Below are 24,827 nucleotides of genomic sequence, written 5' to 3' on the forward strand. Positions count from 1 at the left end.
ACTGCCTTATTTTTCGGCAGTATCAGGGCCGTTGGATTTGTACACCCGCACCCAATCTACGGCCATTGTAAACGGCAAATCGAGCTTATCGATTGCTCCCGGCCAGCCGGCTCCGCCCGATTGATTTAAAATTAAATAAAACGGCTGATCGAATGGCCATTGCCTGGAACCGCCGGGCGCATCTCGCCGATAGGTATATTCATGAACGCCGTTAACGTGGAAAGTTATCGAATCGGGCGCCCAGATGATACTGTAAATATTGTATTTATTTTCTTTGTAACTGGCTTGATGTGTTGCCGAACTTCCGCCTTCGGCATCCGTAACCATTCCGTTGTGTATCGTTTGATGAACAACTTTCTCATGGTTAACATGCTCCATAATATCAATTTCGCCGCTAGCAGGCCAATTGCCATACAAAGGCTTTTCGGGCATCATCCAAATGGCCGGCCACGATCCTTTGCCTGAATTAAACTTCGCCCTTACTTCTACTTTTCCGTAGGTTAAATTAAATTTTTCAGCGGTTTGTATGCCACCCGAATGGTAGGGAACTTTATCGCCATCAATCGCCCGATCGTCCATTCGAAGGATTAGATTTCCGCTTTTTTGAAAAACATATTCCGCAGAAGGCGTTAAAAACTTTGCCCATGCCGGATTGCCCCTGGGCGAATAAGACCATTTATTTTCGTCAAATTTACCGGCGGCACTAAAATCATCAGAGAAAATCAGTTTCCAGCTTTTGTTTTTTGAAGTGGTTGTTTGAACCTGTTTTGCAGGCTGAGCAGTGAGACTGATTGGAATAAATAGCATCAGCCAGATAAATAGGGATTTCATATTATTTTTTAAGTGTATTTTGTTGTAAATAAAGCGCCTAAGAGTAAATAACTTATGCAAATTATGGGTTTAAAGGGTTTTGATAAACTCAGGCGTTAACACTTTATTGAAGACCACAATTGAAGCAATAGCGCCATTGAAGCTGTTAACTGGGGCTCCGATATATTTCAATGGGAAAAAGAGCGTTTGCACCGTGGCCATTTTATCTTTGGTGTTTTTAAACGTTTGCATAGTTCCTTCAAGACGTTCTACAAAAACCCCGTTTACGTAAAGCGACGTACCTTTGTTATCGCCGCTAATGGCAATTTTTGTCCATACGTTTTCGGGCACACTGTAGTTAAAATTAAAATCGTAACCGTCTCTTGAAAAACCAAGCTCACCCGTGTTTAATTGCTTAAGCTTTACTACAGATTTTGAAGATGAGAAGAGTACAGCATCGGCCGGATTATTGGTTGAGGGGTTCACCTCGAAAAAAACAGTATAATCATAACCAATTTCGTTAACAGGCGTTTCTATGTAGCTGTTACCGCCCTTAAACCTAATGGCTTTTTTGATCTTTTTTAACGATTGTGTATTGGTGTAGTTGAGCGGTTGCTGATTATTGCCACTTCTATCTTTAAAGCCAGTCTTCGAAGGAACATAGTTGATAACTACATCGTTTACACTCTTTTGTTTGCCCCGAAGGTTGAGACAAGCTCCTTCGCCACTTTTGCTGCTCAGTAATTGAAATTGTTGATATTGAAGGTTAACCTGATGCGATGCATTCTTCGGAGGAGGGATTGCAGGCTATTTTCGTTTTTGCTACTGCCTTCCGAGAGTTTCCAAACCAAAATGAGGCGTAAAGAGGAATCGACCTTTAAAAGACACCTGACATTTCACCTTTTAAAGGTCTTGTTAATATTAATTTAACATAACAGCTATTTTTTATTGATACCTTCGCCATGCATTTTAAAATGATCTGATTAGCGCCACTCGTTAGATATTTAAAAACAATGAAATTTAAAAACATCCTTATCTATTCAGGATTTATTGGAGTCCTGTCCCTGTCTGCCTGTTCAAAAAAAACAGCAGTTGAAGAAGAAACTCCAGTGACCCCACCAAAAGCGGCAACTGCGTACGCCATTACCGAAACATTCGAATCTGGAACCAAAGCGAGCTATGCATTAGATAGTGTACAGCTATTGACCGGTAAATGGGCATTGAGCGACGCCCTTTTAGGCAACCTTGCCGCGGATGCTAAGAATGGCGCAAAGTCTGTAAGGCTGAGAACAGGCTACCTTTCTATGAATTTTGATATTACAGGAACCAAAATGATTTATGTATCGCACGCCAAATACGGCACAGATGCCAATTCAACTTGGCAGCTACTGGCTTCAACAGATGGTGGAAAGAGTTATGCTCAGCTTGGGACAGATATTAACGAAACCAGTACCATACTCGTAACAGATTCATTTAAAGTGAGTACTACCGGAAAAATCCGCTTTCAGATTAAAAAAGCAGGTACCACCAGAATCAATATCGATGATATTAGCTTTAAAGGTACAGGTGATCCAGGTATAACGGTAGGTGCGCCAAATACTGATCCAACAGACAATGGCAATACCGGAACTGCTGCACCGGGAAGAGGTACCCCTGAAGCCGGTGCAGATGCACCCCCAGCAGGCGGCGACAATTCCAACCTATTATTTGGCAATCCTTCAGGTGCCCAGGCCACTATTGTTTCAGCAGAAAATTACTTCATTGATCAAAAATACTATGTAGAGAGCTATAGTGTGACACGCGGCATACCAAATTGGGTAAGCTGGCATTTGGACCCAAACAATTTCAATGGGGCCGTAACCAGAAAAGACGATTTCGCTTCTTTCACGGGCCTGCCGGCGAATTGGTATCAGGTACAAAGCAATAGCTATTCAGGTTCCGGTTTTGAAAGAAGCCATAATTGTCCCAGTGGCGACCGGACCAGTTCGAGCAACGCCAATTCAGCGACATTTCTGATGACCAACATGATTCCCCAGGCACCAAACAACAATCAGAAAACCTGGGAATCGTTCGAAAGTTACCTCCGTGCGCAGGCATTAAACGGTTATGAGGTTTATGTAATTATGGGTAGCTACGGCACTGGCGGAATTGGTTCAGCAAGCGCATCGGTAATCAATACCATCAACAATGGGAAAGTAACCGTCCCGTCGAATGTATGGAAAGTGGCCGTACTGTTGAAAACAGGCGATAATGATTTAAGCCGCGTAACGGCTTCAACAAGAGTAATTGCAATTAATACCCCTAATGTGAACACCATTGGTGCCAATTGGAAAAATTATATCGTAACGGTAAAAGATATTGAAAGCGCAACGGGATATAACCTGCTTTCTAATCTGCCACAAAATATTCAGGATGTAGTGGAGAAAGTTAAAGACCCTGGAAACTAATTTCAACAAGATAGATACCTAAGTATAAGCCCATTCAATACCATAACAGCCGAATCCCTAAAACGGTCCTGCTGTTATCATTTTGGTAACGTAGTAGAGTGCGATTTAAAAAGTGTTAACCGTTTTATACCTGTTGTCCATTAATCAAAAGAGGTTTGGTTAACCTAAGATTCTCTACATCCGGAAACCAAAGAGCGAAACTGCGTTAACATGAGCAGAGTCTATGTGGTAATGCCTTTAACAAGTAGTTTACTTTACAGTGGCCTATAAAAAAATAAAAAACGATCCAAAGGAGTGCACTTAAAAGGAAGGCGGCAGTGGATAAAAGGAGTATGCATTGTTCAGTTGTCTAGTTCCGATCAACGAACACGGTATCAAACAGTCCACTACATCGCTTGAAGTTAAAGGACTTTTTGCAACTGTGACTGTTGAGTTAAAGGCTACAGTGGTAAAGTAACAAGAACGGCAACATAAGTTTTATGCAACAAACCCAGCAGAATGGTTACAATGGTAAGAGTAAATCATATATGTCGCAACAATCTGTTTGGTTTGTTGTATACGTTTCTTTCCATACTTGCTTAATAGTGCTCCTTTTCATCTGCCCTGTAGATCTGCCATGTCTGGGGGATAGCGTTCTTCCTGAAGGCTGATGTTGTTCAAAGCTATAAACGAAGGCACCCTAATTACCTCGCTCATTTTGCTACCAAAAGCCGCAAGGGAGCGATTCGTTATACCCTGCTTTCTTATCATATGATAAGAAAGCAGCATTATGAAAACTATCTTGAACCTGGTGCGTTTATGGCTTTTTACGCCAAACAAATGAGATTAGGAAAGATAAAAATGGTTGATACCTCTAAAGGTATAGGATTTATAGAAGATGAGAATGAGCAGGATATTGCATTCTGCTTGGAGAATACAAATGATAGTTTATACGCTGGTGATAAAGTCGCATTTGAAATAGTTCTTGGCGAACATGGTCTGATGGCAACGAACATTAAGCAAATTTAACTGTGCTACAAAACAAGAGCCACTTCGTGTGGCTCTTTATACAATTTTAATTCATTCTCTGTTTATACATCTTTAACATTCTAGCCAACTGCTTGCGAGCCTCATGGATTCTTGTTTTAACAGTGCCAAGGGGAATATTGAGTTGTTCAGCTATCTCATTGTATTTATATCCTTCGACATATCTAACAAATGGTATTGAGAGGTGAATCGGAAGTTTGGCCAGTGCGCCTTTTATATCCCCCAATACAAAGCTCGTTTCTGAACCGTTTTTTGTAGCACTCGTCATAAGATTTGCATATGAGATCTCATCTTCTTGGGTTACTATTGATTGAGTCTTGATGTTTTTGCGGTAATTGTTAATAAACGTATTCTTCATGATGATATACAGCCAACCCTTAAGGTTTGTTCCCTCCTCGAATTTGCCGTAAAATCTTATTGCCTTCAAAATGGTATCTTGCAACAGGTCCTTTGCATCATCGAGATCATTGGTGAATTTGATTGCATATGCTTCTAATTCTAAAGTTTGCTCGTGAATGAGTGTCGTGAATTGGTTTGATGTCACTTTGATTTGATTTAAGGTTATCAATTTCACAGCAACTTTGGAGCCACCAACGCAGAGAGAAACGTAACGTCTTTGTATCAATTGCCTCAACGTTCTCTATAAAACGCATTACAAACATCATTAATGAAGCTAAATGGCCAATTATAATCTCTTTGAGGCGTTGTCTAAAGCAATAATTTTATTAAATTGCAATTGCGCAGATATTGGTGATATCCAATTATTAAGCCCTTCGTACTAAACAGTGAACACCTCACCCTTTCGTATATGGCTAAGTTCATATTAGGCATGGAATAATCATTTCATTCAGTAAGAAAGTTGGTTGGGACTTTATTAAAGACGCTAACGGACAAAAGATAAGATTCAAGGTGGAACCTGTTGACGGGAAACTTGATGTTAATGACTTGGTAAGTTATGATATCAGCTTAATTGAGACGGGTTAATTGCGGTTAATTGCGGTTAATGTGGTACTGTTAGCTGCTGACTTTTGTAAGGAATTCATGTTTAGACGCAGTCCAAAACTGAGGAACTGACATGAATACTTTGGAGCGGAACACTCGCTCAACAAGCGAGTCAACTGCAAACTAATTAGGATTGGTATCCGATTATCGAAAAATGATCAGATCACAAGATTACTCCTTATTTGATTTAATGCGCTTAAGCTCTTCGTAAATACCTTTTAAGATCTCGTTTCGGTGATAATTAGATTTACTTATATTATCTAGCCTGCTTAATACAAAGTATATAATAGTCACGACGACAAGAATTTGAACGGTGAAAATTGCGATTGACATGAATTCCATAACGAGTATTAATTAGTTTTATCAAATATAGGAAAAACCCACCATTTTCGCCAAAGCGAGAAGAGCGTAGAAACCGTAAATTCTAGATAACGGCTTAGTTTTCATTTAACAATGGTAGAGGTGTCAACCTTATCTCAATTTTACTTTCAGTGGTAGGAACGGCTAATTTCGCAAGCAGTGTTATATTAAATGATAAACGACTATTTTCTGAATGGACAGCCATACAGACCAAACTACATGTAGTATTGTCGAGTCGGAGAACATCCACAGCCGTACCAAATTCCTCATATATCGTTTCAAATGCTAAAGCATCCATTGCGTAATCAATACATTCATTAAAGATTGCTTCATCTGTCAGGTTAAATTGTACTTTTGTAGTAAAACCGTCCTTTTCTGTCAAGACAAAACTTCTGCCATGAGCTATGTACAGCGATAGGTTTTCAATCTTCTGGTGAAAAACGAATCCCAACTCAAATAGAAATTCATGTGTGTTATTAACAGGAATATTATATAAGTCCCAAAGATGTTGCGGTGTAACCTGCTCTTCATTCATACTTTAAATCTAAGCATTTGAATCAACAAATTGCTCTAGGCATCCTAATTCCCTCCCTCTCTCATTTAGTGGCTTACAGCGAGATAGGGAGGGTTTAGTCGTTGTAGTGGTGCAAGATGGCATTTGTAGTGCTTGCTTTATAAGGTACTGCATTCACTTTTCAGCCGGTGGTTCTTAGCAAAAGGCAGTGCTAGTAGGTAGGTAGATCGGAATTCGGCGAGGTTAAGCTCACGAAAAACAAACACGCCGTCACTACATTCTGTCATGGTTTTTCTTTTGAGCAAGCAGTCGCCTCATGAAAGCTCTCTTATATTTATCTAGGATTAGCTTTACTCATAAATTCATTCCGCTGCATCCTGGATAAATCTAATCGCTTTCTCAGTTCAGCGTACCTGCGTGATCGCTCTGGCATCAGCTTGTCATCATTGTTGAGGATTTACAAGACATGAATTTACCTTTCAACAATACCGCCAAGCCTCGTGTTTTATTACATAAAACATAACGTTGCATCGTCCTGCGGACTTTACTGCATCGACCTTCGCTCAATACGCATTACGGTATGCAACCAAATCTCCTATCGCGAATGCAATATAAATAGCACTAATTCTTAATTATGCATATTCATTTAATGGCAAATATTCACTATATTTAACAAACAAGTTGCTAACTATATTATATGAGTTTTATTACAACAATGTGGACATTAAATTCAGTGAACATTGCATTATTGGAATTGATTGCAACAGTAATTGGCGGACTGTTTGCATTGTTGCTGTTATATAGAGGTAATCAAGATAAAAAGCTTACTCAGCTACTTAATATATACGATCGGCTTTATAGTGATCCTGATATAGCAAAGGCTCTTTATGCCATTGATAAGGGATCTGGGTTAGAAGAATTGGCATCGAAACAAGTTTCCGAAAAATACCATGTTGCTGCTTTAGAGATGGAGACAGATAAGCTACTTAAGTATTTAGATTTTATTGGGGCATTAGTTAAAACAAAGAAACTTTCACTTAAGGATCTGAAGCCCTTTTCATACGAACTTTCTATTATAAATGATAACGTACAGTTAACTGCGTACAGGAACTACCTTAGTTCTATCAAAGTCAATCTTAACAATTTACACTACCTTTTGGAAGAATTTCCTTAAATCAGCCTTTCCTTCACACTCATTGTACGATCTTAAACTTAACATGTCAGTCAAAGGAACATAACATAGATCGAATTTCGCTGGTTCAGAGCTGCTGATACTCACATTTTCTTAGTGAACAATGCAGTTCGCATACCTAAATACGAGTATTTACGGTTTCCCGCATTGCAAGTCGCTATATCTTCTATATATTAGTGCAATCTAATTTTAAAAATTCTCAATGGCGCAAACTGTAACTCCCTTGATACAAAAATGTGCACACTTGCTTCTCGTTATAAAAGGTAAATAGTCGTCTGGGACGCATGTTATCTTATAAACATAACATCAATAATAAATCCATACATGTGAAAACCGGGCACCGCCTTTACTACATATGCAACGGATTCATGTACATTTTTGCCAGGCAATCTATAGGTGTCTCGTGCTGCAATGGCTCGTGGTCTTTAAAATTTTATCAGTATCAGTACAAAAAACCTCTTACATCATTAAATCAGTCATTTAGTGACATTTACGTATTCCTAATAAGCATAAAAAACCCTATTTTAGCAGGATCAACCTAATCTTTATGAAAAAGACCTTCAATTGCGCCATTGTGGACGATGATTGGTCAGCTATTCGTCTGCTCACCGATCACATCGGGGAATTCCCGAACCTCAACATTACAAAGACCTTCACAAAGCCCATTCAGGCACTTGCCGAACTCAGCATCGATCAAAACATTGACCTTATTTTTCTTGACATTAATATGCCCGGCCTTTCCGGCATGCAGGTCGCCGAAAACCTCCGCGACACTTCCCCGAACATTATTTTTACTACCGCGCATGACCGATATGCGCTCCAAGCATTTGATGTGAGGGCAAAAGACTTTCTACTCAAGCCGATAGAACTCGAAACTTTCACCAAAGTAGTCAACAGGGTCTTAAAAGAATGTTTTGTAAAAAAGCTGAGCCAATTCAGTTATGATGATCTTGCCTTTTTCCGCCCGGGAAACCGCGGAATAGTGGACCGGATTGACCTATCGGCCATCACTCATTTTAAAGGCGCAGGAAACTATGTGGATATATTCACAAACGAGGAACACTTTACCATCTACATGACCATACGGGAAATGTCAGACATCCTTACTGCGGATGATAAATTTTTCAGGGTACATAAATCCTATCTGATAAACGGTTCCTACGTAACGCGTATAGTAGGGAACGTCGTTTATCTGGGGAAGCACCCGATACCAATGACCAGTCCTTATAAGAAGAGGTTCTGCGACTTCATCGGAGAGAAGATTTGGATATCAAAGCGAATTTGATCTTTTGGAGGATAGTTTGCCATCCGGCGCAGCCCCCGTCCCAATGGTAATGATGGTCAGGCTCGTTTCTGTAGGATCCGTACTAGTCCCCCTTTTTTCTTCTTTGGAGCGGAAAACGAACACCGTTCTCTTGCTCAATTTAGTGTGGCTATAGTGTTTCATAGAAGAAACTTAGCCCTATTAAAAACCAAACTCGAACTTATTACGCAAGGCTTATGTTGACTTACGCAAAACCGGTACTTAACCCAAAAAATCCACTGGGCAACTGGCTCATTCACCTTGGTGCCTGGTTTGCCTACATGCTCTATGAGTCTTTTTCTGTAGCCCTGGCAACAGGCACCTTCAGCAGAATTACCATTTATCTCCTGCACTACGCGGTCAACATCCTGTTGTTCTATTTCCACGCCGGCGTAGTTCTTCCCTTGGCTACCTCGGTCAAAAGGAATAGTCCATGGATGCTATTGTTACTGATAGTATTTGAAATAGCCCTCTTTCTTGCCTTTAAGTTCGGTATAGATCACCTTATTGCGCTATTATATCCCGAGATGGCCCAGAATGAAATTATCCTTGATAAAAAGTTCATTGCAGGCGGTGTCTGGCGCAGCGTATACTTTATCCTTTTGGCATCGGGTTATTACTACCTGAGGTATTACATCAAAGAACGCGACAACCGCGAGCAACTAGAAAAAAGGGCATATGAGGAAGAATTAAATGCCAGGGAAAATCTCATTGAGCTCAACAATGCCAAAAATGCCTTCCTCAGGGCACAGATCAACCCCCATTTCCTGTTCAATACGTTAAACTTCATCTACAGCCGCATACATAAAGCAGACCAGCCGGCAGCAAAGACGCTATCATTACTGGCAAACATCATGCGCTATGCCCTCGAGAGTGGTAACGGACCCGGGCTTATCCGTGTGGAAGATGAGCTCGGACCAGCCGGGCTTCTGCTTGACCTGTGGAAAATCAGGCAGGAGGAGGAAAATACAGCGATTGTACTTGACGCCGATGATGAAGCTAAAAAAGCGAAATTTGTTCCACTGGTTATCCTTACGCTCCTTGAAAATATGTTAAAACACGGAAACCTGAGTGAAAAGCAACACCCCGGGAGGGTTAAAATCTGGGTAGAAGATCCGCAGATCATACTGATGACCAGAAACCTCATCAATACCGGCCTGAACGATTCAGGCCATCACACTGGTCTGAATAACATAAGGCAACGGCTTTTTCTGACCTATGGCGAAGAGGCAGTAATGCAGCAGCATGTCGAAGGAAATTATTTTACGGTAAAGATCAGCGCTCCACTGAGATGAAACCATAAAGCAAAGAAGTGGCCTCAATGTTCAACTCTACATCAGCGGCATGCTAACTGTAGCAAAAGCTGTCAATTATTATTTTATGAGTAATATCTTTTAAAATATTGTCCCAGTATCTTATTAGTTACTGATCGCTAAAAGAAAGACTGCTGACCCAAGCTGTCGATAAAGATTTTTGCATATACAGCATTGAATCCAAAAGACATATTATGGCGAGTGATGAAAAAAGAGCTGAATCCATTCCAGCGGCCAGTTCCCAAAACAGTGTATTGAATTTACTTATTGTTGTTTTTTTTCTCTATAACCTCAGCTCTGATTTCCTGAGCCAACACTTTTAGGTCCTGCATAGCCTTGCGGACACGTGTTCCCGCAGCTGAATTACCGCCATCATAGAATTTTGCCACATCTGCTTCTATCGAAGAGATCACTTCTTGTACTTTTTTGAATTTTTCCATTATTTTTTAATTTAGTTGGCCACTGTGCCATATTTAAACTATCTTACGCTATAAGCGGAAGCCAAAACTAATAATTTTCACAGAAAACAGGAATTTTCCATCAAAGTTTTGTGCGCGAGCTATTTTCTTCAATCTGACAACTATTCTGCAATTTTCAATCACAGCTTTCAAGTCGGGCGAGTACATAAAGGCTATACCTTTTGCTATTTTGCAGCATATTATTCGGGCCGGGGATAGGTTTGATCACCGAGAGCAATAATACGCTCGTGATTGATACAAGCTTCGAAGCCCTGCTTGCTGATCTCCAGGATCGACTTACCGCCATCACCGCCAAGAGCGGTGTTCTTGCCTTGCAACTATTGAAAAAGAGCAATAGCACCTACCTCGTTTATACCATTATAATTAGACGGGGGGGAAGTCTCGGTTAGACTCGGAAGTGAATATGACTGGTCCACAAGTTATCGGTAATCAGAAAATATAATTTTTAAAGTATAAATAAATATCCCAAAAAACTTTGATAAAAGATTGGGTAGTGCTACTTTAGTCCTCGAGAGCGTTAATTTAGATAGCGGGGAAATGGGCTTCGTTCATTCCCCGTTTATTTTTATACTCCTTTCCGGCGCCTGATGTAGTGAAGGAAAATTCGCCATCGACTTTTCTAAAAACCCTAAAAATTGACAATCGGCCAGTCGAGGGAAACTTGCATACTATCTGTCTAAGTAACAAACTTGGGTTTGATGACAGTATGAGTGAATTAAAGGAGCATATCTGTTAATAAACCCTAACTCCTATTAGCAGGAACAGAGTGCGTCCGCCTCTATTCAAAATTCAACGGAGGTATTCAGCTTTTGAAAGCACCAACTGGAACTCGTAATTATGTTCCAATTAAACCGTTGCTGGATGTGGTCGAAACCACGGCTTCAGTGACAACTATTAATTGTAATTAAAATATCGCATATAATTAACAAACTTCTAACCATCGCTATCCTCATTTTTATGAGCCTGATGGCAACAGCACAGGAACAAATCAAATTAGGCTCGAATGTTCCTTTGGAATTACCTTCAAACGCAGTAAAAGATATTGATACTGCATAGCTAATAGCTTGGCGAAAATTGACCAATCAAAAGCGCCTGCAGATAAATCACTATTAAATAGGTATCGATACAAAGTAGGAAATGCAAAATATCTGTTTTTTCCTCCCGGAAAAGTATCTGATAAACCCACCATGAATAGATTTACCACACACTCACAGTTACCAATCCCAAAAGGATTATAAAAAGTGATAGCAGGAAAATTAATGACAATTTTATAACTACTAATTACGCAGAAGGAAGTACGGGATCCATTTTTCGTTTTGTCTGTTATAACGAGAAACAAAATATGAGTTTCAGAGGCTTTATTACATTTCCAACTAATGAAAAAACAAAAACTTTGAAGGAAATAAATTCCCTTTTAGAAAATGTTAAGGTTTTGAACTAAACAAAAACTCCCTTTCATTTTGATTTCATACCAGTTTTACAAATAAATTCAGGTAGCCTCAATAAAAAGGGTGCCTTTTTTAAATTAAGGATGTATTAGTTTATTAGATGCCATAAGTTTCCATTGGAAAACTCAAAGAAGAGGCAATATTCACAAAGTCAGTTGATGATATTAATTTTTCAAAGTAACATCAGTTACCGGCCTATATGTTTCAAGATAGAGCGAATCATCTTTGAGCTTCTTGAAACATCGGAAGTATCGATCTAAAGGATAAATCAGCTAACTAAATCAGGACATATGGAAAAAAGGCACGAATTACCAGATTATCTAATAAGCCAATAGAGGTAGCTACATCAGACCCAAGTAACATCTGAGATTTAGATTTTCCCCAAATCACTACAAGAATGTAATTCTTACATAAGAGCTTTTACGCATAAATTTAAATGCACACCAATGGAAATTTAATATTTTGAAATTTATTCAAAAAAAGACAAAAGCGGTTACCATACGGATTTCAATTGCGTCTAACAGGTATAACTTAAATTTAATATCATGAATCTTTACCATCTAGTTTCAATCAGCCTAATATCTGGCGTATTTATTCTAATATTTGGAATCGCTTATTTAAAAAACAAAGAAAATATGGCCAGAATTCAAAACAATGAAAACTTAAATGAAATAAGAAAGCCTATATCATTGCTGACTGTAGGAATAATATTTATCGGTATCGCAATGGGTGTATTGTCAGGACTTTTGTTAAACGACCTCGTGTTTCATAAAACGACTTTGGTTATTTATCTGATCACTTTGCTCTTTTTTGTCGGTATAGCCATGGTTGTATCTGACCAAATAAATAAGAAGTCCGCGTAAAAATATATCGCTCTGAGATTTAAAAAACTTCTAAATTATGAAAAGGGGGTTAATTCTATTAACACTGTTATTATTTCAATTCAGCTTATCTTTCGCTCAACTAAAGCTGAAAAAGACCTTGCCCGTCAACGGAACGGTTGTTGACAGCACCAAGGTAGGAGCTACTGGATATGCATCTATATCGACAATATATAAATCGGACTCCGTATATCATAAGAGCACTAAATCTGACGAAAATGGAAATTTTACAATACCTGATTTAGACCTAGGAAAGCATTTACTCGTAATTTCACATGGCAGTTTTGATGATCACCATCAAAGTCTTGACATTGATAATCAATCCTCTTCGCTGATAGATTTAAAAAAAATAGTCCTGAAGTATAGAATGAATACCTTATAACATGAAGCAGGCAGCGGATGATAGGGATTTAATTGAGCAAATCATCAAGGGAAATACAATAGCGTTTAAGACGTTATTGGACACTTATCAAGAATATGCTTTTAACCTTGCTATGAAATTTACAGCGGGCAATAAGGAGCTATCCGAAGAAGTGACTCAGGATGTATTTATGAAGGTTATAAAATATTTACCATCATATAAAAAAGAAGCAAAATTTTCAACTTGGCTATACAAGATAATTTTTACAACATCTATGTCCGAAGTGAGAAAGAAAAACATTCTTGTTTCAAATTGGGATTTTAATGAAGCGTTTGAGAATTATGAAAGTTCGAGCGATTGGGATGTGTATGCTAAAGAAAAAAGCGAGTTGCAGATTGTTATTGCAAAAGCCATGCGACAGATTCCAACAGCAGATTCCTCCATTTTGGATTTGTATTACATTCAAGAACAGGGAATCGAAGAGATCACTTATATCCTAGGAGTTGAAAAAAGTGTGGTTAAAGTAAGGCTGTTTCGAGCTAGAAATAGATTACGAGCAGTAATGTTGGTGAAAGAAACTGAAAAAAACAAATGAAAAATATTACAGACCAATTGATATGGGATTATCTAGATGATGATCTCCCTATTGATCAAAAACGATTTATTGAAGAACTTGAAAAAACGAATGAGGTGCTTAAAGCTCGAATTAATAATATCAGGATCTTCAATCAATCTCTATCCGAATTATCGACATCTGCTTACTCTTTACAGGATGGTTCTAAAAGTCTTCTATTACAAAAATTGGAGAACAGTTATATACAACAACAACAACAAACAAAAACTCCACTACTAGAACGCATATTCCATGGGATTTGTATTCTCTCCATGCTTGCAATTTTATTTTTATCAACGAGTGCGGAGTTTCAAATGTTGTATTCGAATAACTCCGTCAGTCAACTCATGCTCATGAAAATTTTGATTGTAATATTTGTATTCCTATCTGCCTTATTTATCATCCAATTAAAAAGCTTTAGCGAATATAAAAGAAAGAGTCGAACAACAAAAAATGGCACGTAGAAACCATAATTAGTACTTATATTTAAGTACTTGACAGTAATCCGATAAAATTTATAGCTTTTTACAAACATTTGTATGTAGTTTAAACGTGCTTTAATCCTATTAGAAGATATAACAAAGCCTTGAGGTGTTCTCGATCAGCGAAACAAGGAATTTGTAATCATTCCAAGCACTGGGCTAAAATCAGTGACAAGCACTGCGAAAGACGAAATGCGGCGCAACTATTGGTCACCTTCAGACATCCAGGTCTGGAACAGGCGTAATATCCTATTTGCGCACGGAACATCAGGTAAAACCTATCTAGCAAAATTTTGTTGATTTGGTGAACCGGAAAAAAGGATTGCTTATAAATGATCGCAAGATATGAGGAAAAAGGCTGGCAGATTATTACCCAGCGGGCGCATGGGCTGCTCGCCGGACAAATATGCGCCAGGTGGAGGCTCGCGGACCGACCCGAAAAATGGGTGGAGACCGTCATCGCCACAGCTGAACATGATGATGTTTTCAATGAATTTGAACGCAATCCCCTGATCGATGATAACGGAGCGCCGATCAACTTCAAACAGACCAGATTTGACCTAGACTGCTCGACTAGATTGATGGATATGGCAACAACCAAGAGCCGGTTTACAGCTTTGCTCACAGCCCGGCACATCTGCTTTGTCCATGGAAGCGATCCATTGGCCAAAAAGTTTATTGTAGATCTAAAAAAGCAAGAGCGGCAATGGCTCAAGGATGCGGGAATCACAAAAAAATCTATTGATATGACCTATGCGCTTCTGGAATTTTGCGATGCCCTTTCATTGCTGATCTGTCAGTGGCAGATCCCGCCAGAGGGCCGGCGGGTGGAGATCAGCTCCGGGCCGGACGGAACTTCCTATTTCCTCTACCAAAAAGAAGCAGCGATCATTGTGGAGCCCTGGCCTTTTGAAGCAGAGCGTTTTTCAGTCAGTTATGAAATCAGAACGATAAAACAGCTCAGGTTTCGAAGTGATGAAGAGTTCAGGTCACAGCTGAAAGCTTCAGCTGCTGAGAACAATAATCAGGTAATTTCGCGTTCATAGCGAAACATAAAACAGCCAAAAACGGGGAAATCTTTACATTTTTCATGGGACTTTATACAGCGGGTTTAACAACTAGGCGGTCCATTCAATAATGTTACATATAGTATAATTATTCTACGCCGATAATATCTTACTTATAGGAAAACCTTAATGATGAAAGTTATCGATACGCCCTCAAACAATCCCGGAGATGTAAACAAAAGAAAGCATGAACTCGGGGGAAGCCTGGGCGTATTTCAACTATTGACCAGTCATCTCTCGAAGGAGAGTGAGCTCAAATGAGCGTACTTTGGAAATACTGGAAATACTGATTTCTCTGCTTGAGAGATCGCTGGAGCTGAACGACAGTAAGGACAGATGACCACTAGATAACTAATCTCTTCTGCATGTAAGCAATGGCGTGCCCCGAGTCTTCCGTCAAAACTGAACTTTTGAAAATGATATTGTACTATATTGGAATCTTTCCAGATTACACGAATGTTGAGCCGGGAATTTGGGCCACATCTAATTGCCTAAGTACTTAAAAAGTTTGAAAGCGAAGCCTATGTAAAAACTTTCGAAACATTTCGCCCAATCGACTGGACTGAAAAGCACTTTCTAACAAGCGGCACCAGATCCTTCCCAAGCATGCGATATGCGTCCACATATGGAATAATCTAAGGCGCATAAACAAGTCCAACAAAAACATCACATACTCTCCAGATGCAATCTATAATCAGTTGAAATCGAATCGTGCAGGATTAAGCATATACGACACCTAGACCGATTACTGGCAGACTTTTATTTAGAGTATTTACCGTCGATTTTGTTGCCAAATTAACATAATGAGCATTGTCGCAACAAAGAGACTCGTTACATCCAGAACATTTAAGGATAGTTCATTTGTTTAAATCACTAATTCCATAAATCTTTGGGTTACTGAATCCAAAGGCTACCGTGTACTGGTCGTGGATCCGAAAAACGGAAAGCAATATGGGAAGTGCTTAAAAACGCATTCATTGAAGCACTTATGCCGAGTATTGACAATGAGATCTCCATCGCTTCGGTAGAAGAAGTAGAAGGAAAAGGCAAAAAGAAAAGCTTTTTTGGACGATTGTTTTCAGGGAAAGATGATGAAAAGAAGAAAGGACGGTCTGGGTTAAAGAAATACAAGACCATTAAAAATCGATACTGCCCATCACCACCCATCAACGGAAAGGTATCCTCCCAGATCTTTCCTGCGGTAATATCGTTTTTGAACTTTGTGGCGACTCTTTGGGCATGTTCCGGATGACTGACTATCTCCCAGCCGCCATTGCGCATGCGCTCCAAGTCCTGTCCTGTAAAATCGCTCCAGCGTTTATTATACCAATAAATATCGCCCGTTGCATCCGCCATCCACGCGAGTTGGGACATATTGTCTGCTAAGGTCTGAAGGTTCATCTCGCTTTCTACCAGCCTACTATTTAGGCTAAAGAGATGTTCCTGGGTCTTGATGAGCGAATCGTTTACCAATATTACCTCGCGGTTGATTATGGCCAGCTCCTCATTCTTTGATTCCAGTTGATCGTTGAGTGCCTGTTTGGACTGCTGGGCAATAACCTGACTGGTGACGTCAACAGCCATATCGATCACGCCGGTTACTTTCCCATCCTCCATCAGCGGCGCATAAGTAAAATTGAAGTAGCTCCTCTCTATTTTTCCGTTTCTCTTCAGATCTACTGCCGTACCATCTCCAAATATAGGCTCGCCCGTTTCCAGAACGCTATATAAAAGGTCAAAGGGCCGCTGCCCCTTAAGTTCGGGAATAGCAACCAAAAGCGGCTTGTCAATTATATCCCCTTTTTTATTCAAAATCTCCAACATAGGCGGATTAACGGATTCTATCACCATTTCCTGCCCTCTGAACACGATAATAGCGACGGGCGCCTGTTGGATGAGTGACTGGACTCGGCTGCTGCTCAGTTCAAGATTCTGGAGAAGGCTGGCAGAATGCGCCTCAGCTTTTTCAAGGGATAAATTAAGCGCTTCCATTTCTACCAGCTGTTTCCGGAGTTCAAGCTTGTCCATCACCTGCTTGGCAATCACTTTCAGGGCGTACCTTTGCTCTTTACTTAATACCTTTCGATTGGGATCTATAATACATAGTGTGCCGAGGCTAAAGCCATCCTTGGAGATCAACGGGATGCCCGCATAAAAGGTTATATTTGGACTCCCCGTTACAAGTGGATTGTCCTTAAAACGGTCATCTTGATGCGCGTCTTCAACAATCATCATATCTGTGCCCGAGGCAATCGCATGTGCACAGAAAGATTGTTCAATTGGGGTCTCCGAAGCCTCAAGCCCCCTGTGAGACTTGAACCATTGGCGATTTTCATCAACAAGGCTGATTAGGACAATGGGAACCTGGCAGATGGCGCTTGCGACTGCGGCGAGGTCATCGAATTCACGCTCTTCTATTGTATCAAGTATATGATAGGATTGTAAAGCACGCAAACGGGCTGCTTCATCGTGCGCATCTGAAATTTTTGACATTTATAAGAATTGAGTTAGATAAATATAGTCATTAACCGACTAAGTTAAAACTTAGAGATATTGAGCAAGCATTTTTACGGACTTATAAGCTAGCGATGATCTGGCCTTACCCGTTTTCGAGACTTTCGTCTAAATAAAGAACGCTTGGTAAAAGCATATTGACAACGTCATCCAGAGAAAATTGATTCTATACCGAAACAGGAAAAATAAAGGCCTATTCATAATTAACAAAAACTGAACTATAAGAAATTCATGTCTTCATAAAATGCGATCAGCACACCCAGTCTTTCGGCAAAGGCGAGTTCTTCAGGCTAAAGGGATGCTTTTTACCATTTAATAAGTTAAAATCTGAGAGCGCTTACAGATAATGCTTTTCAGCAGGGATTGTCTAAACTTTGTCATTTAATACTTGAGATTCGGCATCTGGAAAATTGATTCCTCAACTGGAGAATTGCCTGTCTAATCCTGGTCTTTACTGTCCCAATGGGCATGTTCAAAAGTTCAGCAATTTCAGTGTGGCTATAGCCCTTATAGTAAAAAAGATCTAATAGATCGCAATGGCGGCTATCCATTCCATTGATCATATCGCGAAGGCCTATCGTATCAGTGTTGATCGAGTAGCTATGATGATCAAGTAAACCACCAGTTTCAATACCTGTGGTTAGCTGACTATCCCGGGTTGACCTTAGTCGCAAATGATCCATTGCTGTATTACGGGCAATATTGAGTAACCAAGTAAAAAGACGGGCACGTTCAGGTGCATAGGAGTGAAAGCTTCGTATGATCTTGATGAATACTTCTTGTAAAAGATCTTCAGCAGTTTCTCTGTGTTCCACAATTTTCATGATTACCCCAAATAGACTTGGCGCATACATTTTATAGAGATCATGGAAAGATGTAACATCAGCATTCCGCAAGCGCAATACCAACCCTCGCTCTACATCAAACAATTGAGTATGCTGATATTTTGATCGAAGATTTGGTTGAGTAAGTATAAATGCAATCATAAGCTATCGTATAAGAAAATCAACATATTTTTGACCCGTATGTTTGAGATATTCTTGATCGCTATAGAAAAACATAAGATAACGGATCTATGGGTATCAGGTCAAATGTTGGGAATGAACAAGCTTTTTTGAATGCCACGAAAACAAAGGAACAGAGATATCCTAAAAATGGCCGCCTGCAGAATACCCTTCAAGAAAAACAAATTTATTGGTATATGCATATAAGGATTTCATTTCGGAATATCTGGCGAGTATGAGAGAAGATATGGGTGGAGTTCTGGTCCAAACCGTACGGTTTAAGGATTTGGCCGCCTATGTTGTCAGGCAGTATCCCAATTCAAAATCTCAGGACGAGGCTTTTTTATCCAAATTTCTAGACATTACCTTCAGGCCGACCAGCGAAGAGGCCAAAGCTATGAATGTGCTATCAAACTCATATGGTCCCTATTTCCTTGAGGCAAGGGAACATCAAACTGTGGTAAGCAACCATAAAAAAATTCAGATCCAGAACTACGAGACCTGGGTACGACCAGGTATCTTTTCAAGCTGCTCGACCCAAATCACATCGAATATCTCAAGCCCGCTATTGACGCCTATGTGAGCGTTAACAAAAACATGACGTTTAAGAGCCGATTGTTAACAGCCTATCAAGAGGAATTAAAAAAGCTACATCAAGGTGAACTGCCCAAACAAGCGGTCCTGAATTCGAGTAGAGAACTTCATAGAGAAAATTTGCTGGCTGACATGCTAAAAAAACATAAGGGAAAGGTTGTGTACCTTGATGTATGGGCCACCTGGTGCGCCCCATGTATTGCAGCCATGCGATCTTCTGAAAAACTACGGAAAAAATTTAAGGGTCAGGACGTCATATTTTTGTACGTATGCATAAATTCGCCTAATCAGGATGGATGGAAAAGGATCATCGCCGCAGAAAGGCTGGAAGGGGAAAATTATTTCCTGGATGTCAAACAATCAGCGATACTTACAAAAACGCTAAATATAACTACCATTCCACATTATGCTTTAATAGATAAGAGTGGAAAAATTATCGATTTTAAAGCGCCTTCGCCGAACAAGGCGATACATTTCAATCGATAGGCCACTTACTAAATGATAAATAAATAACTATATGAACTAAATAGTGGCATCTTCTTTACATATAGCATAACCGATGCTAATACTGTGGCACTAACGTAAAGCGGGCTTAGTATATGCTGCAGCATATACTAAGCCAGTCAGTTTTGGACTACCGGATCAGACAATGACTTGGGGGGACTTTAACAGGTGTTGTTGCTAACTTTAACCCTGCACAAAATAAACATCAGTTAACAGTATTAGCAACTATTAGCACTTTATGAGAAAAATTAAACTGGCCCTTTGCGTACTGAGCCTTCATTTATTGTTCTTACCACATGTTACGGCTCAAGGTAACCCGCATACCTTAGATTCAGTACTCAGCAACTATTTGACTAATCAATTGACTTTGAACATCCGGAAATTTCACGACTCTGCCAACTTATATTCCTTTGCTATAAAAATCACCATCACAAGAATAAATAGTCAATCCATTAGAATTGACTCGATCAGCACAAATAACCCAGTGACAGCACAAATTTTGTTCGGTGACCTGCAAGAAATTAGAAAGCTAAAACATTTCGACCCATGGAATTACAAAAAACTACAAATTATCAAGCCCGTATCAATATTGATTGGTTCCAGCCAGCTGATAAATCCCTCGAAGATGTGTTCCTTCAAAATTGTAGACTATTCTATCTGAATGGTTCGAATAAGAACACCCCTTACTTCCATTATAGGCAGCTTCACCTAGCCCCGTTAATTTCTGTATTCGACCTTAAAGTTTATTAGTAGCCGATATTATCCAATGTCCTGTTTTTAAAAAAAAACAACCAATCGACCGATATTTGTCTACAATATTTTCAAAATGCGAAAGTTAAAGATTTTTTCACTAGGATCGTTTCCATGGGAATATGTTCCCCCAATACAATGTGCTGCAATAGACCATTCAGCCATTTCTTGAGTTGGCCGTCAGCCTGCCTATTCAAATCGTTTAAAAAGAATAGTAAGATTTTATTAGCTTATTTCGTAATGTTAAACGAGGAGTCATTAACTGCTTCCCATTAGTCAAACAATAAAGCCTCACAATGACTGTGAGGCTTACGTTTTAATGTGAATCATGTTATTATATTAACGTCATAAAGATAACTGATGAAATTGAAACTTTCTGTATGACTATCTATCGACGATAGTCTGATAATTTAGCGAGTGAAATTTATGTATGGCTCTCCAACTCCCTAAATCTTAACGACGCTGGTTATTTGTTCTTAGTGATATATTCTGCAATAATTTTGCGAGAAGATGAGAAACACTCCTTTGCCAGTCTTCGATATTCAGCAGCTGGCACACCAGCCTCCTGAGCTGCATAATTTACCTCATTTGGATCGTTCAGATCTACTCTAGCATCATCACGACCATCCTGTTTTGTTTTATCGTCCATAAAAACACAACACCCGTTTAGATGTTTGGTTTGCCTGAGTGCGAAATTTCTAGTTTCTTAATACGTCTGCATCGTCGATCATAACATCCAAATATTTTTTACGGAACGGATAGTTAAAACTGTTTGTCAGATTCACCTTGCCCACTTACAACCTCATTATTCTCGAGAATGCAATCTTACTTACGTGAGACATACGACTCTAATTTTTGACAAGGCGCCATTTGAAGCATTATCCATGGTTTTCGATAGCAGAGGCATTGCGCCTACAGTCTCTAAGCGGTGAATGAGAAGCCATTGCCACCAAAGAAAAGCGTCAACTAAAGGAGATTTTTGCAACGGCAACAAAATATGGAGCCGTTGTTAGGCAAAGGGCAGGCTAGTATTGGCAATAGTTACGAAATAAAAGGTTCGATAAACAGGAAGAGTCATTTTGGTAATATTGCTTAAAAAGGAAAGAGGTGCCGAATGCTACCGGAACAATCCATAACGCCCCTGCCAGAAATAAACTTGCGATTATTTTATAAGAGAATCCACTTTGAAACCCATGATCTTGATTGCTTCATTGTCAGATTTAAGAATGAAACGTTCACGAAGAGGTCTTTGATACTTATCTCTTTGTGAACGAAATTCAATTTTGTATGAACCGTGAAGCGCTTCTGCTTCCACAACAGCACTACTGTTAGAAACTAATTCAATTGATTTCAGGTCACCATACCGATTTAGAATATTCTGGAAGGTTTCAAGAAGGGCAACTCGCTTTGCTTGATATTGCGGTTGATTTGGAATTAGATTAAAAAGTAATAACGCACCTTCTTGATCGCGGTTTTTGAGGAACTGGTAAAATTTCTTCGTTAATTCCAAGGCTTTAGCCTTGTCTTCAGGTCTGTTGATATAGGTTTTTGTTTGCTTGCAACTAAGGATTATGACTGTTAATAGAAACAGACATGTTATTTTGTTTTTCATTGATTTTTATGTAGTTAATTAAAGATTTGGAGGTCAAGTTAGTGTCCGATTTTTTCACGGGGAAGCGTTAGCATGAAAACGTCCATCTTTTTTGCAAAGACTAACTTGATATTGACCTACCCTGACGAAAATCGCATCTTTTTATTGACGAATAGGATGCTGTGAGCTTACCTTAATGTGGCCAATGTTTACATTGGGCAAATATCTAATAATTTAACGCATACCATATGAAATATTTTTTTCTCATTCTTTTCTTGTTCATTAGTGTTAAAGTTCAAAGGGTTAGGCGTCTTGCTCATCGGCATTTCAACAATTATGACTACTACTCACAGCAGGATCTTTCATCCATCTACACTAAAACAAAACCAACTGCTTTTTTCGGCGAACCTTTGAATAAGAAGGACGCACAACATGTATGGGCTATTGGCGCAAAAAGCAGAATCTAGTACGCTTGCAACACAAAAACTCCAAATATAGCGGAAGAAGCCCTATAGAAACAATAGAAATCTTAAAAAAAAATCAATAATCAATAACCCTAAAGGTTATCGGCTGCAAAAAGTCTTAGTCCATGCCCGTTATCCAAATCACGACTTTTCAAATTGCCGCTATCAATATGGCAAGGTTAATTACTCAAATGCCCACGCTAAGGACATAAATGACAAATTGATATAGCGCTTTCCATGATTTAGAAACAGTCTTTATTTGTCAAAGCTCATCAGAATACTGTTCGATAAATGTCTCTGGAAGTAAAAACAAAGCGAAACAGCCTGCTGTAAAATAGTCTTTACACGATTTCTTCTTTTTCAGAAAATATTATCTTGAGGAAAAACGGTAAAATGAACAAGAGTATTTATGCAAACGACTTTCAAATTTTAAACACAGGCAAAGGCAGGTTGGTGCTTTTACTGGTGTGCACCGATCAAGCTGCATCTGAAGGCTTGTCATCATTTATCCTTTCCACAGGCAAAAACTTTCAAATAATCTTTGTTGTAGAAAAGGATGGCCTCCTTACCCTGAATTTAGACTTATATATCAAAGGGTATCTGGCTACGGTTGAAGTCAAATCATCAAAAAATGCACAGACGTATAAGCATGTCGACATTGTTTATAACGAACAGATAACACACCTGTCAACAGGTTGGTTTCATAAATCAAGATTGATGCATGACAGCATAATTAAAATCACTGACAAACCCGTTTATGCTAATCAATAGTTAACGCAGTTACTGTCCATTGTTAGCATCCTGTTTGCTGGTAATGCTCCGAACGATATGAATCATGGCATTGCTGCGAACATGGCCGTCCCGTTTGGATTTTTGATCAACCAATTACATCCTTTTTGGACAGCTTTCAGGAATAACCTTCTGATTATTCCGCTGAAAATAGCTTTTCCTGACTGCTTTATGGAAAAGGAACGTCTAACTTTTTCTTTAAACAGTTGTTTAAAAGACGACTATATTACATATTATCATGAATGACACAAAACATACTGGAAGCCCAAATGACCATCTGGCCAATGAGCGGACTTTTTTAGCATGGATCCGCACAAGCATTGCAGTAATGGGCTTCGGCTTTGTTGTGGTTAAATTTTCTTTGTTCGTCAGGCAAATTTCTGCCGCCCTTGGCACGAGTGTACAAGTCCACCAGACCGGAAATTCTCATAATCTTGGAATAATGTTAGTTGCACTGGGCGCAGTTATGATTCTCCTAGCTTACCTTCGCTATCACAGCACTAAGGTTCAACTTGAAGCTGGAAAATATCAATACGCTAGCAGGCTTATCTTGATTACGACCTTACTAATATTTGCTGCAAGCATATTATTGCTTATTTACCTGTTAAATTCTGTTTCTTAAAGCCCACAGTTACATAAGTTGTTTTGTTTGAGGCTCTAAATATTCCGCAAATCTGGCGTCGATTCTGCTGGTGGTTTTATACCACAATACTCAGCAAAGACTGCACGCAATCAATCTCAGCCGGCGAACTAATCGCGAAGTTCGCCGGACACACTTTTCGCGGGCTAGTTTATATCGCGGGAACTTCCCAGTCCGGCACGGCCGCAGACATCAAAGGCTCGCTGGGCTCGTGTCCTTGATCGGCCTGAAAAACGACAATTGTGTTTTTACTTACTCATAGGGAGCATACTCTCAAACAAAAGTGCTTATTTTTCTATGCATTGTAAAACCTCATACTGCATAAAACTTTTCGGACGTGGGTAGGTCCTTATGGGGATTTAACCATTGCGTATTAAGTCTTGAAGGGCAATCAGGCATCCTTATTGCAGATATATAAAAACGGTGTGTTGTTATGCGCTGTCAAGAATTTACCGGCCTCCGTTACGATGATGATAGCGATACTCTCCGAGTTCCTTTACCGTTTTGCCATCAATCCTGCTTGCTTGGTTCTTCAGATAGTAACAATGAGAATATTTGCTTATCCACCCACGCATCAAACGTATAAATAATCAGAGCCTTGCTGGTTGGGCACCGTTTTGGGTGAATACCAGATGTATCATTTGCCATGTGGGCCGTTTTATAGCATGCTGATCTGAAA

At 39.5% G+C, this 24,827-nt stretch carries 24 protein-coding genes; 15 read left to right on the forward strand and 9 right to left on the reverse strand.

Features of this window, described 5'->3' with window-relative positions:
• Positions 1-6 precede the first annotated feature (6 nt).
• Both IZT61_RS04625 and IZT61_RS22505 read right to left on the reverse strand, forming a co-directional pair.
• Entirely contained in the window at positions 7-831 is an 825-nt protein-coding gene (locus IZT61_RS04625; protein ID WP_196100023.1) for a glycoside hydrolase family 16 protein, read from the reverse strand.
• A 69-nt stretch (positions 832-900) separates the two neighbouring features.
• Positions 901-1,611 carry a LamG domain-containing protein gene (locus IZT61_RS22505; protein ID WP_196101216.1) on the reverse strand — a complete coding sequence of 237 codons (711 nt, stop codon included), beginning with the start codon at positions 1,609-1,611 and terminating at the stop codon, positions 901-903.
• A gap of 212 nt (positions 1,612-1,823) precedes the next feature.
• Here IZT61_RS22505 and IZT61_RS04635 point away from each other — a divergent pair, with 212 nt between their 5' ends.
• Entirely contained in the window at positions 1,824-3,257 is a 1,434-nt protein-coding gene (locus IZT61_RS04635) for a DNA/RNA non-specific endonuclease (protein ID WP_196100024.1), read from the forward strand.
• A gap of 750 nt (positions 3,258-4,007) precedes the next feature.
• Positions 4,008-4,265 (forward strand): cold-shock protein, encoded by a 258-nt coding sequence (locus IZT61_RS04640; RefSeq protein ID WP_196100025.1) that lies wholly within the window; start codon positions 4,008-4,010, stop codon positions 4,263-4,265.
• Positions 4,266-4,311: 46 nt separating this feature from the next.
• Here the strand turns inward: IZT61_RS04640 and IZT61_RS04645 are convergent, their stop codons facing one another.
• Entirely contained in the window at positions 4,312-4,827 is a 516-nt protein-coding gene (locus tag IZT61_RS04645; protein WP_196100026.1) for an RNA polymerase sigma factor, read from the reverse strand.
• 894 nt (positions 4,828-5,721) lie between these two features.
• Positions 5,722-6,180, reverse strand: coding sequence for a hypothetical protein (locus IZT61_RS04650; protein WP_196100027.1), 459 nt, complete (start codon positions 6,178-6,180; stop codon positions 5,722-5,724).
• A 676-nt stretch (positions 6,181-6,856) separates the two neighbouring features.
• On the opposite strand from IZT61_RS04650, the gene IZT61_RS04655 reads away from it, so the two are divergent.
• The 3 genes from IZT61_RS04655 to IZT61_RS04665 all read left to right on the forward strand — a co-directional run bounded on the left by IZT61_RS04655 (position 6,857) and on the right by IZT61_RS04665 (position 9,949).
• Positions 6,857-7,333: a hypothetical protein gene (locus IZT61_RS04655; protein ID WP_196100028.1), complete on the forward strand. Its 477-nt coding sequence runs from the start codon at positions 6,857-6,859 to the stop codon at positions 7,331-7,333.
• A gap of 565 nt (positions 7,334-7,898) precedes the next feature.
• Positions 7,899-8,636, forward strand: a complete 738-nt coding sequence (locus IZT61_RS04660) for a LytR/AlgR family response regulator transcription factor (RefSeq protein ID WP_196100029.1) — start codon at positions 7,899-7,901, stop codon at positions 8,634-8,636.
• A 215-nt stretch (positions 8,637-8,851) separates the two neighbouring features.
• Positions 8,852-9,949, forward strand: a complete 1,098-nt coding sequence (locus IZT61_RS04665) for a sensor histidine kinase (protein ID WP_196100030.1) — start codon at positions 8,852-8,854, stop codon at positions 9,947-9,949.
• Between the two features lie 278 nt (positions 9,950-10,227).
• Here IZT61_RS04665 and IZT61_RS04670 read toward each other — a convergent pair whose 3' ends face one another.
• Positions 10,228-10,407, reverse strand: a complete 180-nt coding sequence (locus IZT61_RS04670; RefSeq protein WP_196100031.1) for a histone H1 — start codon at positions 10,405-10,407, stop codon at positions 10,228-10,230.
• Positions 10,408-12,439: 2,032 nt separating this feature from the next.
• On the opposite strand from IZT61_RS04670, the gene IZT61_RS04675 reads away from it, so the two are divergent.
• From IZT61_RS04675 to IZT61_RS22395, 6 genes are all read left to right on the forward strand, one after another.
• Positions 12,440-12,757: a hypothetical protein gene (locus IZT61_RS04675; RefSeq protein ID WP_196100032.1), complete on the forward strand. Its 318-nt coding sequence runs from the start codon at positions 12,440-12,442 to the stop codon at positions 12,755-12,757.
• 37 nt (positions 12,758-12,794) lie between these two features.
• Positions 12,795-13,157, forward strand: coding sequence for a carboxypeptidase-like regulatory domain-containing protein (locus IZT61_RS22545; RefSeq protein WP_196100033.1), 363 nt, complete (start codon positions 12,795-12,797; stop codon positions 13,155-13,157).
• A 1-nt stretch (position 13,158) separates the two neighbouring features.
• A complete protein-coding gene (locus IZT61_RS04685) occupies positions 13,159-13,731 on the forward strand; it encodes an RNA polymerase sigma factor (protein WP_196100034.1) in 573 nt (190 codons plus the stop codon).
• Positions 13,728-14,213, forward strand: coding sequence for a hypothetical protein (locus IZT61_RS04690; protein WP_196100035.1), 486 nt, complete (start codon positions 13,728-13,730; stop codon positions 14,211-14,213). Before IZT61_RS04685 ends, IZT61_RS04690 begins: the two co-directional genes overlap by 4 nt.
• A 350-nt stretch (positions 14,214-14,563) precedes the next feature.
• Positions 14,564-15,277, forward strand: a complete 714-nt coding sequence (locus IZT61_RS04695) for a DUF3891 family protein (RefSeq protein WP_196100036.1) — start codon at positions 14,564-14,566, stop codon at positions 15,275-15,277.
• A gap of 150 nt (positions 15,278-15,427) precedes the next feature.
• Positions 15,428-15,559 (forward strand): hypothetical protein, encoded by a 132-nt coding sequence (locus tag IZT61_RS22395; RefSeq protein ID WP_262895709.1) that lies wholly within the window; start codon positions 15,428-15,430, stop codon positions 15,557-15,559.
• Between the two features lie 633 nt (positions 15,560-16,192).
• Here IZT61_RS22395 and IZT61_RS04700 read toward each other — a convergent pair.
• Both IZT61_RS04700 and IZT61_RS04705 read right to left on the reverse strand, forming a co-directional pair.
• Positions 16,193-17,791, reverse strand: coding sequence for a GAF domain-containing protein (locus IZT61_RS04700; protein WP_196100037.1), 1,599 nt, complete (start codon positions 17,789-17,791; stop codon positions 16,193-16,195).
• A gap of 398 nt (positions 17,792-18,189) precedes the next feature.
• Entirely contained in the window at positions 18,190-18,798 is a 609-nt protein-coding gene (locus IZT61_RS04705; RefSeq protein ID WP_196100038.1) for an RNA polymerase sigma factor, read from the reverse strand.
• Between the two features lie 615 nt (positions 18,799-19,413).
• Between IZT61_RS04705 and IZT61_RS04710 the strand changes: the two genes are divergently transcribed.
• Both IZT61_RS04710 and IZT61_RS04715 read left to right on the forward strand, forming a co-directional pair.
• Positions 19,414-19,896, forward strand: a complete 483-nt coding sequence (locus IZT61_RS04710; protein WP_230383849.1) for a TlpA family protein disulfide reductase — start codon at positions 19,414-19,416, stop codon at positions 19,894-19,896.
• Between the two features lie 256 nt (positions 19,897-20,152).
• Positions 20,153-20,575, forward strand: a complete 423-nt coding sequence (locus tag IZT61_RS04715; RefSeq protein WP_196100040.1) for a hypothetical protein — start codon at positions 20,153-20,155, stop codon at positions 20,573-20,575.
• Between the two features lie 555 nt (positions 20,576-21,130).
• On the opposite strand, the gene IZT61_RS04720 is transcribed toward IZT61_RS04715, so the two are convergent.
• Both IZT61_RS04720 and IZT61_RS04725 read right to left on the reverse strand, forming a co-directional pair.
• Positions 21,131-21,313 carry a DUF3606 domain-containing protein gene (locus tag IZT61_RS04720; RefSeq protein WP_196100041.1) on the reverse strand — a complete coding sequence of 61 codons (183 nt, stop codon included), beginning with the start codon at positions 21,311-21,313 and terminating at the stop codon, positions 21,131-21,133.
• A 513-nt stretch (positions 21,314-21,826) separates the two neighbouring features.
• The gene (locus IZT61_RS04725; protein ID WP_196100042.1) at positions 21,827-22,276 is read right to left on the reverse strand and encodes a hypothetical protein; all 450 of its coding nucleotides are present in this window, start codon (positions 22,274-22,276) and stop codon (positions 21,827-21,829) included.
• Between the two features lie 836 nt (positions 22,277-23,112).
• Here IZT61_RS04725 and IZT61_RS04730 point away from each other — a divergent pair.
• Together IZT61_RS04730 and IZT61_RS04735 are read left to right on the forward strand one after the other, a co-directional pair.
• The gene (locus IZT61_RS04730; RefSeq protein WP_196100043.1) at positions 23,113-23,490 is read left to right on the forward strand and encodes a hypothetical protein; all 378 of its coding nucleotides are present in this window, start codon (positions 23,113-23,115) and stop codon (positions 23,488-23,490) included.
• Between the two features lie 256 nt (positions 23,491-23,746).
• Positions 23,747-24,130 (forward strand): YidH family protein, encoded by a 384-nt coding sequence (locus tag IZT61_RS04735; protein ID WP_196100044.1) that lies wholly within the window; start codon positions 23,747-23,749, stop codon positions 24,128-24,130.
• The last annotated feature ends 697 nt before the right edge of the window (positions 24,131-24,827 follow it).

It is taken from the genome of Pedobacter endophyticus (assembly GCF_015679185.1).
GTDB lineage: Bacteria > Bacteroidota > Bacteroidia > Sphingobacteriales > Sphingobacteriaceae > Pedobacter > Pedobacter endophyticus.

Excerpts from the sequence above, each read along its gene's own strand:
- IZT61_RS22395 (WP_262895709.1), top strand. The coding sequence starts at position 15,428 with ATGATGAAAGTTATCGATACGCCCTCAAACAATCCCGGAGATGTAAAC.
- IZT61_RS04660 (WP_196100029.1), top strand. The coding sequence starts at position 7,899 with ATGAAAAAGACCTTCAATTGCGCCATTGTGGACGATGATTGGTCAGCT.
- IZT61_RS04625 (WP_196100023.1), bottom strand. The coding sequence starts at position 831 with ATGAAATCCCTATTTATCTGGCTGATGCTATTTATTCCAATCAGTCTC.
- IZT61_RS04675 (WP_196100032.1), top strand. The coding sequence starts at position 12,440 with ATGAATCTTTACCATCTAGTTTCAATCAGCCTAATATCTGGCGTATTT.
- IZT61_RS04725 (WP_196100042.1), bottom strand. The coding sequence starts at position 22,276 with ATGAAAAACAAAATAACATGTCTGTTTCTATTAACAGTCATAATCCTT.
- IZT61_RS04665 (WP_196100030.1), top strand. The coding sequence starts at position 8,852 with ATGTTGACTTACGCAAAACCGGTACTTAACCCAAAAAATCCACTGGGC.
- IZT61_RS04640 (WP_196100025.1), top strand. The coding sequence starts at position 4,008 with ATGATAAGAAAGCAGCATTATGAAAACTATCTTGAACCTGGTGCGTTT.
- IZT61_RS04635 (WP_196100024.1), top strand. The coding sequence starts at position 1,824 with ATGAAATTTAAAAACATCCTTATCTATTCAGGATTTATTGGAGTCCTG.
- IZT61_RS04650 (WP_196100027.1), bottom strand. The coding sequence starts at position 6,180 with ATGAATGAAGAGCAGGTTACACCGCAACATCTTTGGGACTTATATAAT.
- IZT61_RS04690 (WP_196100035.1), top strand. The coding sequence starts at position 13,728 with ATGAAAAATATTACAGACCAATTGATATGGGATTATCTAGATGATGAT.
- IZT61_RS04730 (WP_196100043.1), top strand. The coding sequence starts at position 23,113 with ATGAACAAGAGTATTTATGCAAACGACTTTCAAATTTTAAACACAGGC.
- IZT61_RS04685 (WP_196100034.1), top strand. The coding sequence starts at position 13,159 with ATGAAGCAGGCAGCGGATGATAGGGATTTAATTGAGCAAATCATCAAG.
- IZT61_RS04710 (WP_230383849.1), top strand. The coding sequence starts at position 19,414 with ATGACGTTTAAGAGCCGATTGTTAACAGCCTATCAAGAGGAATTAAAA.
- IZT61_RS04705 (WP_196100038.1), bottom strand. The coding sequence starts at position 18,798 with ATGATTGCATTTATACTTACTCAACCAAATCTTCGATCAAAATATCAG.
- IZT61_RS04700 (WP_196100037.1), bottom strand. The coding sequence starts at position 17,791 with ATGTCAAAAATTTCAGATGCGCACGATGAAGCAGCCCGTTTGCGTGCT.
- IZT61_RS04715 (WP_196100040.1), top strand. The coding sequence starts at position 20,153 with ATGAGAAAAATTAAACTGGCCCTTTGCGTACTGAGCCTTCATTTATTG.
- IZT61_RS04735 (WP_196100044.1), top strand. The coding sequence starts at position 23,747 with ATGAATGACACAAAACATACTGGAAGCCCAAATGACCATCTGGCCAAT.
- IZT61_RS04720 (WP_196100041.1), bottom strand. The coding sequence starts at position 21,313 with ATGGACGATAAAACAAAACAGGATGGTCGTGATGATGCTAGAGTAGAT.
- IZT61_RS04670 (WP_196100031.1), bottom strand. The coding sequence starts at position 10,407 with ATGGAAAAATTCAAAAAAGTACAAGAAGTGATCTCTTCGATAGAAGCA.
- IZT61_RS04695 (WP_196100036.1), top strand. The coding sequence starts at position 14,564 with ATGATCGCAAGATATGAGGAAAAAGGCTGGCAGATTATTACCCAGCGG.
- IZT61_RS22545 (WP_196100033.1), top strand. The coding sequence starts at position 12,795 with ATGAAAAGGGGGTTAATTCTATTAACACTGTTATTATTTCAATTCAGC.
- IZT61_RS04655 (WP_196100028.1), top strand. The coding sequence starts at position 6,857 with ATGAGTTTTATTACAACAATGTGGACATTAAATTCAGTGAACATTGCA.